Origin of the sequence: Pseudomonas sp. DSP3-2-3, assembly GCF_049898225.1 — a bacterium.
GTDB lineage: Bacteria > Pseudomonadota > Gammaproteobacteria > Pseudomonadales > Pseudomonadaceae > Aquipseudomonas.
Genome location: NZ_JAFCXH010000001.1, coordinates 228,528 through 242,496 on the forward strand (window position 1 = coordinate 228,528; position 13,969 = coordinate 242,496).

Below are 13,969 nucleotides of genomic sequence, written 5' to 3' on the forward strand. Positions count from 1 at the left end.
AATTACTGCGCCTCTGACGCCTGAGCCGCTTCGCGTTTGAGCCTGGCTCGGCGCGACAGCATGTTCAAACCTTCGATCAATGCCGAGAAAGTCATGGCCGCGTAGACGTAACCTTTAGGCACGTGAGCACCAAAGCCTTCGGCGATCAGCGTCATGCCGATCATGATCAGAAAGCCCAGCGCCAGCATCACTACGGTTGGGTTGTCGTTGATGAACTTCGCCAGCGGATCAGCAGCGACCAGCATGACTATCACGGCACTGATCACCGCGATGATCATGATTGGCAAGTGTTCGGTCATGCCCACGGCGGTCACGATGCTGTCGATGGAAAACACCAGGTCGAGCATCAGAATCTGACCGATCGCTGCAGCCATACCCAAGGTAAGGGTCGATTCGATCTTCTTTTCGGCCTCAGTCTTGATGTCCACGCTGTGGTGAATTTCGGTCGTCGCTTTCCACACCAGGAACAAACCACCGGCGATCAGGATCATGTCCTTCCACGAAAACGTCTGGCCAAGCACTTCGATCACCGGCTCGGTAAGCTGCACGATGTACGCCACAGTACTGAGCAGGCCCAGGCGCAGGAACAACGCCATGCCGATACCCAACCGGCGGGCTTTCTGCTGCTGATGCACTGGCAATTTGTTGGTCAGGATCGAGATAAAGATCAGATTATCGATCCCGAGGACGATTTCCATGACGACTAGAGTCGCCAACGCGACCCAAGCCGCCGGGCTTGTCGCAAGTTCTAAAAGATATTCCATAGTGATGCCCTGGTTCAGTTGAAAACGAGATTAGATTTCTTTGCTTGATTTGTCTGCTTTGGATTCAGGTTTGGGTAGCGCCAGGGAGAGATCCTGTTTGGCATCGTCCAGCGCTTTGGTGGCGGCCTTCTGCGTATCGTCGATGGCCTGTTTGGCAGAATCGGCGGCGGTGTTCAACAGTTGTTTGGTGGATGTTTCCACTTGATCACATCCAGCCAGAAACAAGAGAGGAAGCGTGAACAGTGCGACGCGCAAAGGTTTGATCATGGAGTGCCTCATGAGATTAGCCGGATGCGTTGACTCGATCCGGCGATAGGGGCGCATTCTAGTCAGGCAGATAGTTCAGTAAAATTCGTATTTTCAAGGCGTATACTTCGGTTATACCGAATCGGGAAAGTTCATGCTCAATTATCGACAATTGCATTACTTCTGGGTGGTGGCGAAAACCGGCAGCATTGTTCGCGCCTGCGACCAATTGAACCTGACGCCGCAGACCATCAGCGGCCAGATCAGCCTGCTGGAGCAAACCCTGGGTGTCGATCTGTTTCAGCGGGTCGGACGCCAGCTGGAATTGACCGAAGCCGGCCGGCTGGCCCTGCCCTACGCCGAGCAAATGTTTCAGCTGGGCAATGAGCTTGAAGCGATGCTACGTGCGCAGCCGGACGAGCAGCAGATTCTGTTTCGCGTCGGCGTGGCGGATGTGGTGCCCAAATCGATCGTCTATCGGCTTATCGCGCCCACCATGGAGTTGCAGGAACCGATGCGTATAAGTTGCCGGGAGGACAAACTGGAACGGTTACTGGCCGATCTGGCAATCCAGCGCCTGGATCTGGTGATCTCTGACAGTCCGATGCCTTCGCACCTGGATATTAAAGGCTACAGCCAGAAGTTGGGTGAGTGCGGCATCAGCTTTTTCGCGACGCCGGAACTGGCCCAGCGCTATGGTAAAGACTTCCCTGCCAGCATGCAGGGTGCGCCGTTGCTGATTCCAGGACAGGAAACCGTGGTGCGCAGCAGGTTGATGCGCTGGTTTGCAGATCAGAACGTGCAGCCGCGCATTGTCGGAGAATTCGACGACAGCGCGCTAATGAAGGCTTTCGGCAAGTCAGGCAGCGGCATATTTGTCGCGCCCAGCGTGATCGCCGATGAGGTGCAGGCGCAATACGGCGTCGAACTGCTCGGCCAGACGGATGCCGTGACCGAGTCGTTCTACGCCATTTCCGTAGAACGCAAGGTCAAGCACCCGGGCATTATCGCGATCACCGAAAGCGCCCGGCACAAGCTGTTCACCGATGCCGTCTAGGTGCAGAGCGGTAAACGGAAGACTGCCGGGTTGAAATCATCTGAGCGCCTTGCGCAAAACAAGCCGCCGCATGAAAACGTCTTCCGGCGACTCGACTGGCGCTGGTCAGCGACTCATGGATACGACGCGAATTAAACTGCGCCCATGAAATCACGCTTGCCGATTTCTACGCCGTTGTGGCGCAGCAGGTCGTAAGCGGTGGTGACGTGGAAGAAAAACTGCGGAAGGCTGTAGGTCAGCAGATAGCTCTGGCCGGTGAAACGTTTTTCTTTTGGTGTGCCCGGACGCAGGATGATTTCGATCGCTTCGTTGCCGTCGACCTGCTCTGGCTTGATGCTGCCGATGAACGCCAGGGTCTTGGCGAGCAAGGCTTGCAGCTCGGCAAACGTGGTCTCGGTATCGTCATATTTCGGCATTTCTACATTCGCCAGACGTGCCGAAGCCCCTTTGGCGAAGTCGACGGCTATCTGCACCTGGCGGGTGAAGTTAAGCATGTCCGGAAACAGCCGAGCCTGCAGCAGAGCTTCGGGCTGGATGTTCTTCTCGGTTGCGTGTGCCTCAGCCTTGGTCAGGATAGCGCTCAAGGCATTGAGCATTTGCTGAAACACCGGGATGGAGGCGGAATACAAAGAAATAGTCATGACAGATCCTGAATGAAAGGTAAGCGATTATAGGCACGCTATCCTGGTAACGCAGTCGGTCTTTATTGTCGTCGTCCGGGAAAAGCGCGAAGACCGGCTTCAGGCGCTGGAAAATATTCATCACACAGCCTAGGCTGACTGCCCGCCATCGCCTATGGAAAGCGCCATGTCTATCGAACAGCCCTCGACGTCACCTACAGACGCGCCCGACACAACCGACGCGCTGCATCTGAACAGTACGGAATTGCGCATTCTGGGTTGCCTGATCGAAAAGCAAGCGACCAGTCCGGAAACCTATCCGCTGACCCTTAACGCCCTGGTCACCGCCTGCAATCAGAAAACCAGCCGCGATCCGGTGATGAACCTGACCCCCGGTCAGGTCGGTCAAAGCTTGCGCGCCCTGGAAGGCCGTCGCTTGACGCGCCTGGTGATGGGCAGCCGCGCTGATCGCTGGGAACACAAAGTCGACAAGGCGCTGGAGCTGGTCCCGGCGCAGGTCATTCTGACCGGGCTTTTGTTGCTGCGCGGTCCGCAAACCGTCAACGAGCTGCTCACTCGCAGTAACCGCATGCATGACTTCGAGGACAACGACCAAGTGGTTCACCAGCTGGAACGGCTGATTTCCCGCAACATGGCCATGTTGGTGCCGCGCCAGTCCGGGCAGCGCGAAGACCGTTACATGCACACCCTGGGCAATCCCGACGAGCTGCAGGAAATACTCGCTAACCGGCAGAATCCGCCAGAGCGCAGCTCCGGCAGTTCGGCATCAGCATCAGCCGAACGCCTGGACGAGCTGGAAGCGCGCATTGCCGCCCTCGAAGAACGCCTGGCGAAACTTGAATAGGCGCCAGCCATCAAGTATCGCGCCCTGCCCTGTTACCCGATATCGGCAACAGGGCCAAGAGGCAGCTCAGCCCCGAGCAAACGCTGCAGCCAGCTGGAATTGCTCGTTGGTCGGACGCACGCCGGTGTAGAGCACGAACTGCTCCAGTGCCTGAATGGCCGCGACTTCATCGCCGCTGATAATGTGTTTCTGCAGGCGTCTGGCGGCATTGATTAACGGCGTATCTGCTGGCGTAGCCACCACATCGAAAACCGTGTCTGCGGCTTCAACGGCGTCCTCGCTGAAGGACAGCTCTTCAGACTGCGCACCGGCCATGCCCAACGGCGTGACGTTGACCAACAACGGCGGACGCTCCGTGCCAAGCTCAGCCTGCCAGCGCAGTCCACAGGCGTCAGCCAGCGCTCGGCCGGTATTTTCATTGCGGGCGATAATCATCCCGTTCGTGAAGCCAGCATCGCGCATCGCTGACACCACGGCCTTGGCCATGCCGCCGCTGCCGCGCAAGGCAAACTCGCTGCGTGGTACGGCTCGACTTTGCAGGAGTTGCGCCACAGCGATGTAATCGGTGTTGTAGGCCTTCAGATGTCCGTCGGTATTGACGATGGTATTGATCGATTGAATCGCGGCGGCTGAGGCGTCCATCTCGTCCACCCATTCAATACACGCCTCCTTGAACGGCATCGATACGCCACATCCACGGATGCCGAGGGCGCGTATTCCGCCGATTGCGGCAGGCAGGTCGCCAGTCGTAAATGTCTTGTAGTAAAAGTTGAGTCCAAGCTGTTCGTACAAGTGATTATGAAAACGCACCCCGAAGTTGCCAGGGCGTCCAGCAAGCGACATGCACAGCTGCGTTTCTTTGTTGGGGACCATCAGCATTATTTCTCCTCAACGGCATTAGAAAAAACCTGCCCGGCAGGCGTACTATTCACGCCGCATCAGTAAGTCGATCCGGTAGTTATAAACACGCCGGATACCTTACACAAAATTTACGCAACGGCTTCGCAGTTTTCCCTGGAACCGCTGTCTTAGAATTATCCCGTGGCAGTGCTTGAGAAGAATGCAAGCCCGCGACAACGGGGTTGAAAGCCGAGGAACAGTCATGATTCGTCAAATCCCCAAGGTTGCCTTGTTAATAGGTGCCCTAGCCCTCGCAGGCCAAGCGAACGCCCATGGCGGCGGCGGTGGTGGCTGGGGTGGTCCGGCAGTCGTTGGTGCCATTGTCGGCGCTGCGGTGGTGGGTGCAGTGGTTTCGTCAGGCCGTGACCGAACCGTCTATGTCGAACAGCCACAGCCTGTTTATGTGCAGCAGCCGGTGTATGTCCAGGCGCCGCCGCCACCGGTTTACTATCAGCCGGGCTATCAAGTGGTCGTCCCGCCACCGGTCTACTATCAGCCACGCCATTACGGCCCGCCACCCGGCTATTACTACGGTCCGCCCCGTGGTTATTACGATCGCGGTCGCTGGTAACAGTAGACCTTCAGCCCCGCCCGCCAGGCGGGGTTGTTGTTTGTGAGGTACAGGAAAAGTCGTTTTCAGAACATTGACTGGATTGGGAACCGATCATCATTGGCGGAATCATTCAATGGATGGCCGGTCATCCTGTAGATAGCCGTATCGAACCTCATAAAAACAAGGAATGCGTTTATGCCGACACAGCACCCGCACCGAGCGGCTGGACTCTGCACCTCGAACAAGGTCTACAGCGCGCTGACAGAGTTGAAGAGTCTTGAGGGGCATCGCACCGCCAAGTTTCTCTCACTTCTGACACAAAGCCTGGTCGACAAAGGTGTACTGACCGATCAGGAAGTTGTCGCAATGCTGGATCTGGTTGTCGACTGATCGCTGCGACCTCCCGGACATTTGTCTTGTCATCAATGTCGACTATCGAGAGCGGTGATTTCTGCATCCCGCCGTGGCGCCTTAAAGTAGCGCCATAGATTGATGGAGGCAGTTATGACCAAGGTTCAAATCATGTCAGTTGTTGGAAGCGCTGTTCCGGCGAACCTCAGAGAACGCGGCCTGTTGGCCTGCTGGTATCTGATGCAGAACGGCGAACCCGTCAGCGGGCCATTCGCATCCTTGCCTGCCGCCCAGGCGCTTTCCGAGAAACTCGACGGCGCCCAGCTCAACGGCTAAGGGTTTTCACCGAATTTCGTTTTACCTGAAATCGTGCGTTGCTCCGCACAACCCCTTGCCCGCATCCCTCCCCTGGTGCGGGCTTTTTTTTGCCTGCTCGAAATCAGCTACGCTCGGCCATGGCGGCATTGACCTGACAACGATGCGCCAGTTTCTGCAGGCGTTTCTCCAGGCCCATGAACACCACCCGATCAGCACGCCCGCTCTCAAGTTCATCAATCAAGTCATTGGCGACTTGCCGTAACTCATAGGCAATGACCACGCGATCATCGTTCAAGTCATGCTTGTGGGATTCGAACAGGCGATGCAGATAGTCCTGCAACGTGTTTTGCAAACGGTGCCGATCGGACGCACGCAAATGATTCAGACTGACGCTGATCTTGGCCAACAATTCGCTGAGTTCACCGCACAGGTACTGGATACGACGTGCATAACCGGTTTCACGCGTACGCAATTGCTGACGCTGAGTTGCAGCATCCTGCTTCTTCTGAATGGCCGGGATAGCCACCGCCACCATTATCCCGACGATCAATCCCGTGGCCTGCACCCAACCCGCCCAATCGGCCGGCCTGGAAAAAAACCCCAAGCCCGACAGGACTACTGCGACGGCACCGGCGACGATCACCAATACTGCGTAATCCTTACTGATAAACCCTTTGGGCATTGCGCGACTCCTTTGATCTTCGTAGGCAACTATCGATGGCATGGGATGCTAATCGTTGCGCGCCTGGCACACCACGACTATTCAACAACCAGCCTTGATCGACGGGGTTTCTCGGCAGAAGCTGAACCTTGCCTGTCGCTGCAGTTTTATTAGCGAAAGGTCCTACAACACCCATCGACAGTAACGAACTGTGCTCCTAAAATGCGGCATTGTTCTTATAACTCCGTGCGATATCGTACTTTCCACTCTTAGTGAGCATCTCGCTTGAAAATTCATCTTTCTCTAGTCGGCCTATTATTTGCTCTTACAGGCCCGGCACTATGCAGCAGTGCCCAGGCGAACGAACCCGCCGCTATTTCACGCGACCCATCACAACTGCATCTTGCCTCCGGCAGCGCCATGGTCGTCGACTTGCAAACGGACAAGGTGTTGTATTCCAGCAACCCTGACGTGATTGTGCCCATCGCTTCGGTCACCAAGCTGATGACGGCGATGATTGTGCTTGACGCGAAACTGCCCATGGATGAAGTCATCCCGATCAACATCTCGCAAACGCCGGAAATGAAGGGCGTGTTTTCCAGGGTCAAGATTGGCAGCGAACTGCCGCGCAAGGAGATGCTGCTGATTGCCTTGATGTCATCGGAAAACCGCGCAGCTGCGAGCCTGGCCCACAGTTATCCTGGTGGCTACGCGGCGTTTATCCAGGCGATGAATGCTAAAGCCAAGGCGCTTGGCATGAAACACACGGTGTATGTAGAGCCGACCGGCCTCTCGATCTACAACGTATCGACCGCGCGCGACTTGACCAAGCTGGTCCTGGCGGCCCGGAAGTACCCGATGTTGAGCGAGCTGAGCACCACGCCAGAAAAGACCGTGACTTTCCGTAAGCCCACCTACAGCCTGGGCTTCAGCAATACCGACCACCTGGTCCGCAAATCCACCTGGGACATCAAGCTGACCAAGACCGGTTTCACTAACCAAGCGGGCCACTGCCTGGTGCTGCTGACCAGCATGGCCAATCGCCCGGTGTCAGTGGTGATCCTCGATGCGTTCGGCAAATACACCCACTTCGCCGACGCCAGCCGTTTGCGCCTGTGGATGGAGACAGGTAAAAGCGGCCCAGCGCCGGAAGTTGCCTTGCAGTATAAAAAGGAAAAAAACCTGATCATGAAACAGAATGGATTGCAGGCAAAAGAGTAACAGCCCTGTTTTTCATTTCCTGAATCGGGCGATCAACTGCAAAGCTCCGCACACTTTGCAGTTGATCGGCGATTGCCGCCCCCGAACTTCAGCTTTAACTACCTCACTTAACAAAAATTTCATCCTTTAGCCCATCGCGGTTCAAGCAAACAATCCTCCCATGAGCTAAACCTCTGTCAACGCTTGCATTAATTCGAGCGGCTTTCGGGAGTACAAAACATGCTCGTCAAATGGCTTCTGGCCGCGTTGCATCTACTGGCGTTCGGTTTTGCCCTGGCGGCTGTACTGGCACGAGGACGCGCGTTGCGCCGACTGCGTGACGATGACCCAAGGTCCTTCAGAGACGTATTCGTGGTGGATAACATCTGGGGAATCGCCGCTGCAATACTGTTGATTACGGGCGCCCTTCGCGCGTTTGGCGGTTTCGAAAAAGGCTCGTATTACTACCTGCACCAGCCACTGTTTCATCTGAAGATGCTGGCTTTCATTGCAATTGTCGCCTTGGAAGTCATTCCCATGTTCGCGTTCATCAAGTGGCGTCTAGCGTTCAAAAACCAGGAGCACATCGACACGCGTCGCGCCCGACGATTTGCCAGGATCAGCCATGCAGAAGCGGCGTTGATGGTCATCATGGTGATCGCCGCGACCGGGATGGCTCGGGGCAACCTGCTCAGCTAGAAGCAGAAACGACTCGGCCGCGAGACCCGTGAAGGTTTCGCGGCCGAGTCGAACCCGGTAGGGGCGGTATCATATCAGTTGTACTGAGTCACCAGCTTGACATTGAGGTACGCCTCGATGGCTTCGGTGCCGCCTTCGGAGCCATAACCTGAGTCCTTGATCCCGCCAAATGGAATCTCTGGAAGGCCGATGCCCAAATGGTTAATCGACAGCATGCCCGCCTCGATATAGGTACTCAACGCATTGGCCGTTTTCATCGATGTGGTGAACGCATACGACGCGAGCCCGAAAGGCACCCGATTGGACTCTTCCAAGGCCTCTTCCAGCGTGTCGAAAGGCACTAGCAATGCAACAGGGCCGAAAGGTTCTTCGTTCATGATGCGCATATCGCGCGTCAGGCCGCTGAGCACAGTCGGCGCGAAGAAATAACCCGGACCTTCGATGGCCTGCCCACCCGTGTGTACGGTCGCGCCGGCTTCACGCGCATCATCCACCAATGCCGCCAAGGCCGGGATGCGTCGCTCATTGGCCACCGGCCCCATCGTAGTGGTGGCATCAAGTCCGTTGCCGACCTTGATTTCCCGGGTCAGGCCAACGAACTTCTCGGTGAAAGCGTCGAACACACCGCGCTGCACCAGAATCCGAGTTGGGGAAACACAGACCTGACCGGCGTTACGGAACTTGGACATGGTCAGCACACGGGCCGCCAGATCGATATCGGCGTCGTCGAAAACCAGTGCCGGTGCGTGCCCGCCCAACTCCATCGTCGCGCGCTTCATGTGCTGACCGGCCAGGGCCGCCAGTTGCTTGCCTACTGGCGTCGAGCCAGTGAACGTGACTTTACGGATCACTGGATGTGGAATCAAATAGCCGGAAATCTGCGCGGGATCGCCATAAACCAGACCAATCACACCTGCCGGGACACCGGCATCGGCGAAGGCACGAATCAACTCGGCGGGTGAAGCCGGGGTCTCTTCGGGGGCCTTGATGATGATCGAGCAGCCGGCAGCCAATGCCGACGACAGCTTGCGCACGATCTGATTGATCGGGAAGTTCCACGGCGTAAAGGCAGCAACGGGACCTACGGGTTCCTTGATGACTTTCTGTTCGATGCCTGCGCCTCGCGACGGAACGATACGCCCGTAACTGCGACGACCTTCCTCAGCGAGCCATTCGACCACATCGGCTGCCGCCAGCGTTTCAGTGCGCGCCTCTGCCAGCGGCTTGCCTTGTTCCTGAGTCAGGATTCGGGCGATCGTCTCGACGCGCTCACGCAGCAAGTGCGCAGCCTTTTGCATGATTTTGTAGCGATCGAAGGCCGAAGTCCGGCGCCACAGCGCAAAACCGCGCTCGGCAGCGGCCAGCGCTTCATCGAGGTCGGCGATGTCGGCATGGGCTACGGTCCCCAGCGTTTCACCGGTGGCAGGATCGATGACTGGCAAGGTTCGACCATCGCGGCTGGCGCGCCACTGGCCGTCGATGAAAAGCTGAACATCAGGATACATAGAGATTCTCCGATCGCATTCAAGTGATGAACGAATTTAGGGGTACCTGCGCGTATTGGTCAAGCCTGAATATCCTTCGGCCCGAAAAGCTCCCTTGGATAGCGTCGTTTCTCAGGCCGTGAGCTCGGTTTCACGCTGGGTTGCGGCGTCATCGAAAACCACATAGAGCCGCTCGGCGATCTGGCTTTTGATCGCCTTGGCTGTCTCCAGCCCGAGCACGAAGCCCTCAGCCTTGCCACCCGCGCGATTCAGCTCGCTGACCGTGCCCGCCTGAGTGATGGCTTCAAACAGTTTTTCAGCGTGCGGGCCTGCGCCTTTTGGAAGGGATATCTGGTCAATGCTCATGTCTTAATTCCTGACGTGCAAAAAAATGCAGAAGACCGCGTCGGGCAACAAGGACAAACCTGCCGAGTTACCGACGCGGTAAAAAGGTGAGCACATGGTAAACCTGCCTGAAGAGATCAGGGGCCAGCGTTTGCGCCCCGATGCCAAAGCTGAGCAAATCAGCCTTTTCTGCGTTGCTGCCAGGCGGCTGCCAGGCCGCTAAGGCAAATGACAGTGATGCCGAACTGCGCGGTCAGCGATGGGGCATGATCGAAGACCAGATAACCCAGCAGGCCTGCGAACACAATCTGGCAGTAGCTGAACGGAGCAAGCATCGCCGGAGCTGCGAAGCGATAAGCCTGGGTCAGCAGCAAGTGCGCGACCATGCCACATGTTCCCAGCGCCAGCATCAACGGTAGATGCTTGAGCTCTGGGGTTTTCCAGAAAACGGGCACCAATGCCGACATCACAAGGGTATTGAACAGGCCGGCGAAGAAGTTACTGGTCGTCGGGCTGTCATGGGCGCTGACCATGCGGGTCAACAGTTGATAGAAAGCGAAACACAACGCCGAACACAGTGGCAGCAGACTGGCTGGGGTAAACAGTTCGCCACCGGGATGGACGATGATCAGCACCCCGGCAAAACCGACCAATACAGCCGCCCACTGCTTGCGCGTCACGTGCTCGCCCAGCAATGGCACCGACAGCGCAGTGATGAGCAAGGGGGCCAGAAAGTTAACGGCGGTCGCTTCGGCCAGCGGTATGTACATCAGGCCGGTGGTGAAAAACAGGCTCGTGCCCAACAGACACAGCGCCCGCATCACTTGCAGTTTCAGCCGCTTGGTTCGCAATACCCGCAAGCCCGCCGAAGGCATGAAAATGCAGGCCATCAGCAAGGTGTGCACGACATACCGCACCCAGACCACCATGACGATGGGATAGAAACCCGACAGGTATTTGGACAGCGTGTCATGCGTAGAGAAGAGAAGAGTCGCCAGAACAATAAGGGCGATACCCTTGAGTGGCTGATTGACGCCGGATAAGGGCGTGCTGGCAGTGCTCATCGAGTTTCCTTGGCGAGGCAGAAAACAGGCACTTGACTGGATGCCAATACGGCAATGTGCCCGCCGTCCCTGAGTGATGGATAGCGCAAGAATATAGAAGCGCCGGCCCTAATCCAAACAAAGCCGGTGAATTCAGGAATATTTATGACCGAGCGGTCCCGCAACGACGCGAAGGTCCACAGCCAGGCAAAGTTTTCTGCCTCCTCGCCAACTAACGTAAAACCCTCGAGCGTTCCAACCAACGCTCAAAACTTCCAAAGGTAAGAAGCGCAGACCGGACGACCTGATCGCGCTGCAAAGGGTCATCAACGGCCGAAAGCAGTGCAAGAAAACGCCTCCACATCTGCCCTGCGGCGGCGCCATAAACATTAAGGAATGCACCACCACTGTCGCTATCAATCGACAGCTTGGCCTTTACGATCCGACTCAATACCTGTCCGCCGAGCGTGGCGCCTTCCATCACATACATGACACCCAGCGCTTGCAGCCTGTTGTTCAGTGGCGGCAGTTCATCGCATCTGGCAAGCGCAGCAATTTGCTCCTGAGTGAGCCCCAGCACTTCAAGATCCCGGGCCAGTGCCGCAGCTTTATGTCGGCCGATGAGACTCGACGTATCAAGATCAGAAACCTGGTCGAGTTGTCGCTCAAGGGCAAAGTAAAAGCCGTAATAGGCTTCGAGCAGGCGCAGGTACACACCTCTGTCGAGGTCAGCAGACACAAACGGCAGTCTTTTCTCAAGGGATTGATGGGGCGCGGCGGTGGCATCGCGCAGTTTCTGATGAACCAGAGAGACAGTCATCTTCCCAGGACTCATCGCTGTTTGAGTGTGGGTTTCAACCAAGGTCTTTCAAGTCCGGCAAAGTGTAAGTAGAGGCTCAACAATGGCAATCGGCGCCAAATCGCGACGCCGATAACCATGAACTACTTTTCAGAAAATGTAATCAGTGGTCAAGAAACTCGATTCTCGGTTTCTTATGATATCGCTGATCAACGCCTTGTTCCCCTCCTGGAATTTGGTAGCCACAAGGGTTCGAATCGAGAATACCCGCAGGGCATCATGCACAGACAACGTTCCTTCCGCTGAGTTTTTTCGGCCGTTGAAAGGAAACTGATCCGGGCCACGCTGACACTGCGCGTTGATATTGATACGGCCAACCTGATTGGCAAATGCATCGACCAGTCGACCGACCTGGGCCGAGTCTGTGCCGAAGATACTCAACTGCTGGCCGAAGTCGGAATCCAGCACGTAGTCGATCACTTTTTCCAGATTGCTATACACCACGACAGGCACCACTGGCCCGAATTGCTCTTCGTGATAAACCCGCATCTGAGCATTTACCGGATACAACAGCGCGGGGTAAAAAAACGTTTCGCGGATTTCGCCACCGCCTGGATTTACTACGTGCGCGCCTTTTTCCAGCGCATCATCAACCAGCCCCTTGAGGTATTCGGTTTTCCCCGGCTCGGGCAAAGGTGTGAGTGACACGCCTGGTTCCCATGGCATCCCGGGTTTCAGCTGGGCGAGCTTGTCCGTGAACTTCTGCAGAAAACTGTCAACCACGTTTTCGTGAACAAATAGAATCTTCAATGCGGTACAGCGCTGTCCGTTGAATGACAAAGAACCGGTAACACACTCGCTGACTGCATTGTCCAGATCGACATCCGGCAAAACGATGCCCGGATTCTTCGCGTCCAGACCCAGCGCAGCGCGCAGACGATGAGGCTTGGGATGCAGCTTTTTCAGGTCACTGGCAGCCTTGTTGGTGCCGATAAACGCGAAGACGTCGATCTTGCCACTGGCCATCAAGGCACTGACGGTTTCGCGTCCACTGCCGTAGATCACATTGATCACACCTGCTGGAAAGCTGTCACGGAACGCTTCAAGCAGCGGGCGAATCAGCAACACACCAAACTTCGCTGGTTTGAAAACCACGGTGTTACCCATGATCAATGCAGGGATCAACGTCGTGAACGTCTCATTCAGCGGGTAGTTGTAAGGGCCCATGCACAGGGTTACCCCCAACGGCACGCGCCGGATCTGGCCCAGCGTATCCTGCTCAAGTTCAAAACGGCTCGAACGCCGGTCCAGCTCTTTCAATGCGTTGATGGTGTCGGTGATGTAGTCGCACGTTCGATCGAACTCCTTTTCCGAATCCTTGAGATTCTTGCCGATCTCCCACATCAACAACTTGACCACGGCTTCACGCTGCTCTCGCATGCGCTTGAGGAAGGCCTCAACGTGACGGATTCGATCCACGACCCGCATCGTCGGCCAGCTACCCTGCCCCCGGTCATAAGCCTGAACGGCAGCGTCCAACGCTGTCATCGCAGTTGCGGCGTCCATCAATGGCGTACTGCCGAGAATCACCGAGCGGATGCCTTCCGGAGCCGTCAGGCAGATCGGGCTGCGCACCGGCGCCAACGGCCCCGGCCACACATGCAAAGCCCCACCGACCAGGTATTCGCGCTGCTCGATGGCCTCGCCTGGACGATACTGTTGCGGAATGTCGTCCAGCGCAGGAAATAACGTTTCAAGTTGGCTGCTAAAAGTCACTTCTTCACACCTCTCGTGAGATTGGCAATAAAACGCCTTCTTGCCACCTTACGCCAAACCCCCGCTTCGAACGAACCCCCTGCAAAGACAGTCCGTCGGCAACCGAAAATATTTCACGGGCTTGCTTGACTTCTCCAATCCAATCAGTAACATAGCGCTCATTCCGCGATAGCTCAGTTGGTAGAGCAAGTGACTGTTAATCACTGGGTCCCTGGTTCGAGTCCAGGTCGTGGAGCCAGACAAGGTTCCAGAGAAGGCTTTCAAAATCTCTGAATCCCCAAAAAACCC

17 protein-coding genes and 1 tRNA gene are annotated in these 13,969 nt (G+C 56.3%); 8 read left to right on the plus strand and 10 right to left on the minus strand.

The genetic code is table 11. The features are described from left to right. Window positions 1-2 precede the first annotated feature (2 nt). Window positions 3-764 (minus strand): TerC family protein, encoded by a 762-nt coding sequence (locus tag ACP7E4_RS01020; protein WP_426110829.1) that lies wholly within the window; start codon window positions 762-764, stop codon window positions 3-5. 30 nt (window positions 765-794) lie between these two features. Continuing rightward, window positions 795-1,031: a hypothetical protein gene (locus ACP7E4_RS01025; RefSeq protein WP_426110831.1), complete on the minus strand. Its 237-nt coding sequence runs from the start codon at window positions 1,029-1,031 to the stop codon at window positions 795-797. 133 nt (window positions 1,032-1,164) lie between these two features. Between ACP7E4_RS01025 and nhaR the strand changes: the two genes are divergently transcribed. Beyond that, on the plus strand, window positions 1,165-2,067 hold the full coding sequence (gene nhaR / locus ACP7E4_RS01030; RefSeq protein WP_331152654.1) for a transcriptional activator NhaR: 903 nt from the start codon (window positions 1,165-1,167) through the stop codon (window positions 2,065-2,067). A 131-nt stretch (window positions 2,068-2,198) separates the two neighbouring features. Here nhaR and ACP7E4_RS01035 read toward each other — a convergent pair whose 3' ends face one another. Further along, window positions 2,199-2,708: a DUF1993 domain-containing protein gene (locus ACP7E4_RS01035; RefSeq protein ID WP_426110833.1), complete on the minus strand. Its 510-nt coding sequence runs from the start codon at window positions 2,706-2,708 to the stop codon at window positions 2,199-2,201. Window positions 2,709-2,874: 166 nt separating this feature from the next. Here ACP7E4_RS01035 and ACP7E4_RS01040 point away from each other — a divergent pair, with 166 nt between their 5' ends. Next, complete coding sequence (locus ACP7E4_RS01040) at window positions 2,875-3,552, plus strand: YceH family protein (RefSeq protein WP_426110835.1); 678 nt, start codon at window positions 2,875-2,877, stop codon at window positions 3,550-3,552. Window positions 3,553-3,618: 66 nt separating this feature from the next. Here the strand turns inward: ACP7E4_RS01040 and ACP7E4_RS01045 are convergent, their stop codons facing one another. Next, window positions 3,619-4,431 carry a shikimate 5-dehydrogenase gene (locus tag ACP7E4_RS01045; protein WP_426110837.1) on the minus strand — a complete coding sequence of 271 codons (813 nt, stop codon included), beginning with the start codon at window positions 4,429-4,431 and terminating at the stop codon, window positions 3,619-3,621. Between the two features lie 223 nt (window positions 4,432-4,654). Here ACP7E4_RS01045 and ACP7E4_RS01050 point away from each other — a divergent pair, with 223 nt between their 5' ends. The 3 genes from ACP7E4_RS01050 to ACP7E4_RS01060 all read left to right on the plus strand — a co-directional run bounded on the left by ACP7E4_RS01050 (window position 4,655) and on the right by ACP7E4_RS01060 (window position 5,692). Continuing rightward, entirely contained in the window at window positions 4,655-5,023 is a 369-nt protein-coding gene (locus ACP7E4_RS01050; RefSeq protein ID WP_065835532.1) for a hypothetical protein, read from the plus strand. A gap of 177 nt (window positions 5,024-5,200) precedes the next feature. Continuing rightward, a complete protein-coding gene (locus ACP7E4_RS01055; RefSeq protein WP_426110839.1) occupies window positions 5,201-5,395 on the plus strand; it encodes a hypothetical protein in 195 nt (64 codons plus the stop codon). A 114-nt stretch (window positions 5,396-5,509) separates the two neighbouring features. Continuing rightward, complete coding sequence (locus tag ACP7E4_RS01060) at window positions 5,510-5,692, plus strand: hypothetical protein (RefSeq protein ID WP_331152648.1); 183 nt, start codon at window positions 5,510-5,512, stop codon at window positions 5,690-5,692. A 103-nt stretch (window positions 5,693-5,795) separates the two neighbouring features. Here ACP7E4_RS01060 and ACP7E4_RS01065 read toward each other — a convergent pair whose 3' ends face one another. After that, the gene (locus ACP7E4_RS01065; RefSeq protein WP_426110841.1) at window positions 5,796-6,356 is read right to left on the minus strand and encodes a hypothetical protein; all 561 of its coding nucleotides are present in this window, start codon (window positions 6,354-6,356) and stop codon (window positions 5,796-5,798) included. Window positions 6,357-6,620: 264 nt separating this feature from the next. Between ACP7E4_RS01065 and pbpG the strand changes: the two genes are divergently transcribed. After that, a complete protein-coding gene (pbpG, locus tag ACP7E4_RS01070; RefSeq protein ID WP_426110843.1) occupies window positions 6,621-7,556 on the plus strand; it encodes a D-alanyl-D-alanine endopeptidase in 936 nt (311 codons plus the stop codon). Between the two features lie 219 nt (window positions 7,557-7,775). Next, window positions 7,776-8,234 (plus strand): DUF2214 family protein, encoded by a 459-nt coding sequence (locus ACP7E4_RS01075; RefSeq protein WP_426110845.1) that lies wholly within the window; start codon window positions 7,776-7,778, stop codon window positions 8,232-8,234. Window positions 8,235-8,308: 74 nt separating this feature from the next. On the opposite strand, the gene ACP7E4_RS01080 is transcribed toward ACP7E4_RS01075, so the two are convergent. From ACP7E4_RS01080 to ACP7E4_RS01100, 5 genes are all read right to left on the minus strand, one after another. Then, window positions 8,309-9,739, minus strand: coding sequence for an NAD-dependent succinate-semialdehyde dehydrogenase (locus ACP7E4_RS01080; RefSeq protein ID WP_426110847.1), 1,431 nt, complete (start codon window positions 9,737-9,739; stop codon window positions 8,309-8,311). Between the two features lie 111 nt (window positions 9,740-9,850). Continuing rightward, complete coding sequence (locus ACP7E4_RS01085) at window positions 9,851-10,084, minus strand: hypothetical protein (RefSeq protein ID WP_331152643.1); 234 nt, start codon at window positions 10,082-10,084, stop codon at window positions 9,851-9,853. Window positions 10,085-10,242: 158 nt separating this feature from the next. Further along, window positions 10,243-11,127, minus strand: a complete 885-nt coding sequence (locus ACP7E4_RS01090; protein ID WP_341520039.1) for a DMT family transporter — start codon at window positions 11,125-11,127, stop codon at window positions 10,243-10,245. Window positions 11,128-11,338: 211 nt separating this feature from the next. Beyond that, the gene (locus ACP7E4_RS01095) at window positions 11,339-11,926 is read right to left on the minus strand and encodes a biliverdin-producing heme oxygenase (RefSeq protein WP_426110849.1); all 588 of its coding nucleotides are present in this window, start codon (window positions 11,924-11,926) and stop codon (window positions 11,339-11,341) included. A gap of 129 nt (window positions 11,927-12,055) precedes the next feature. Continuing rightward, on the minus strand, window positions 12,056-13,681 hold the full coding sequence (locus ACP7E4_RS01100; RefSeq protein WP_426110851.1) for an NADP-dependent glyceraldehyde-3-phosphate dehydrogenase: 1,626 nt from the start codon (window positions 13,679-13,681) through the stop codon (window positions 12,056-12,058). 162 nt (window positions 13,682-13,843) lie between these two features. On the opposite strand from ACP7E4_RS01100, the gene ACP7E4_RS01105 reads away from it, so the two are divergent. Beyond that, window positions 13,844-13,919 (plus strand) — tRNA-Asn (locus ACP7E4_RS01105). Window positions 13,920-13,969 lie beyond the last annotated feature (50 nt).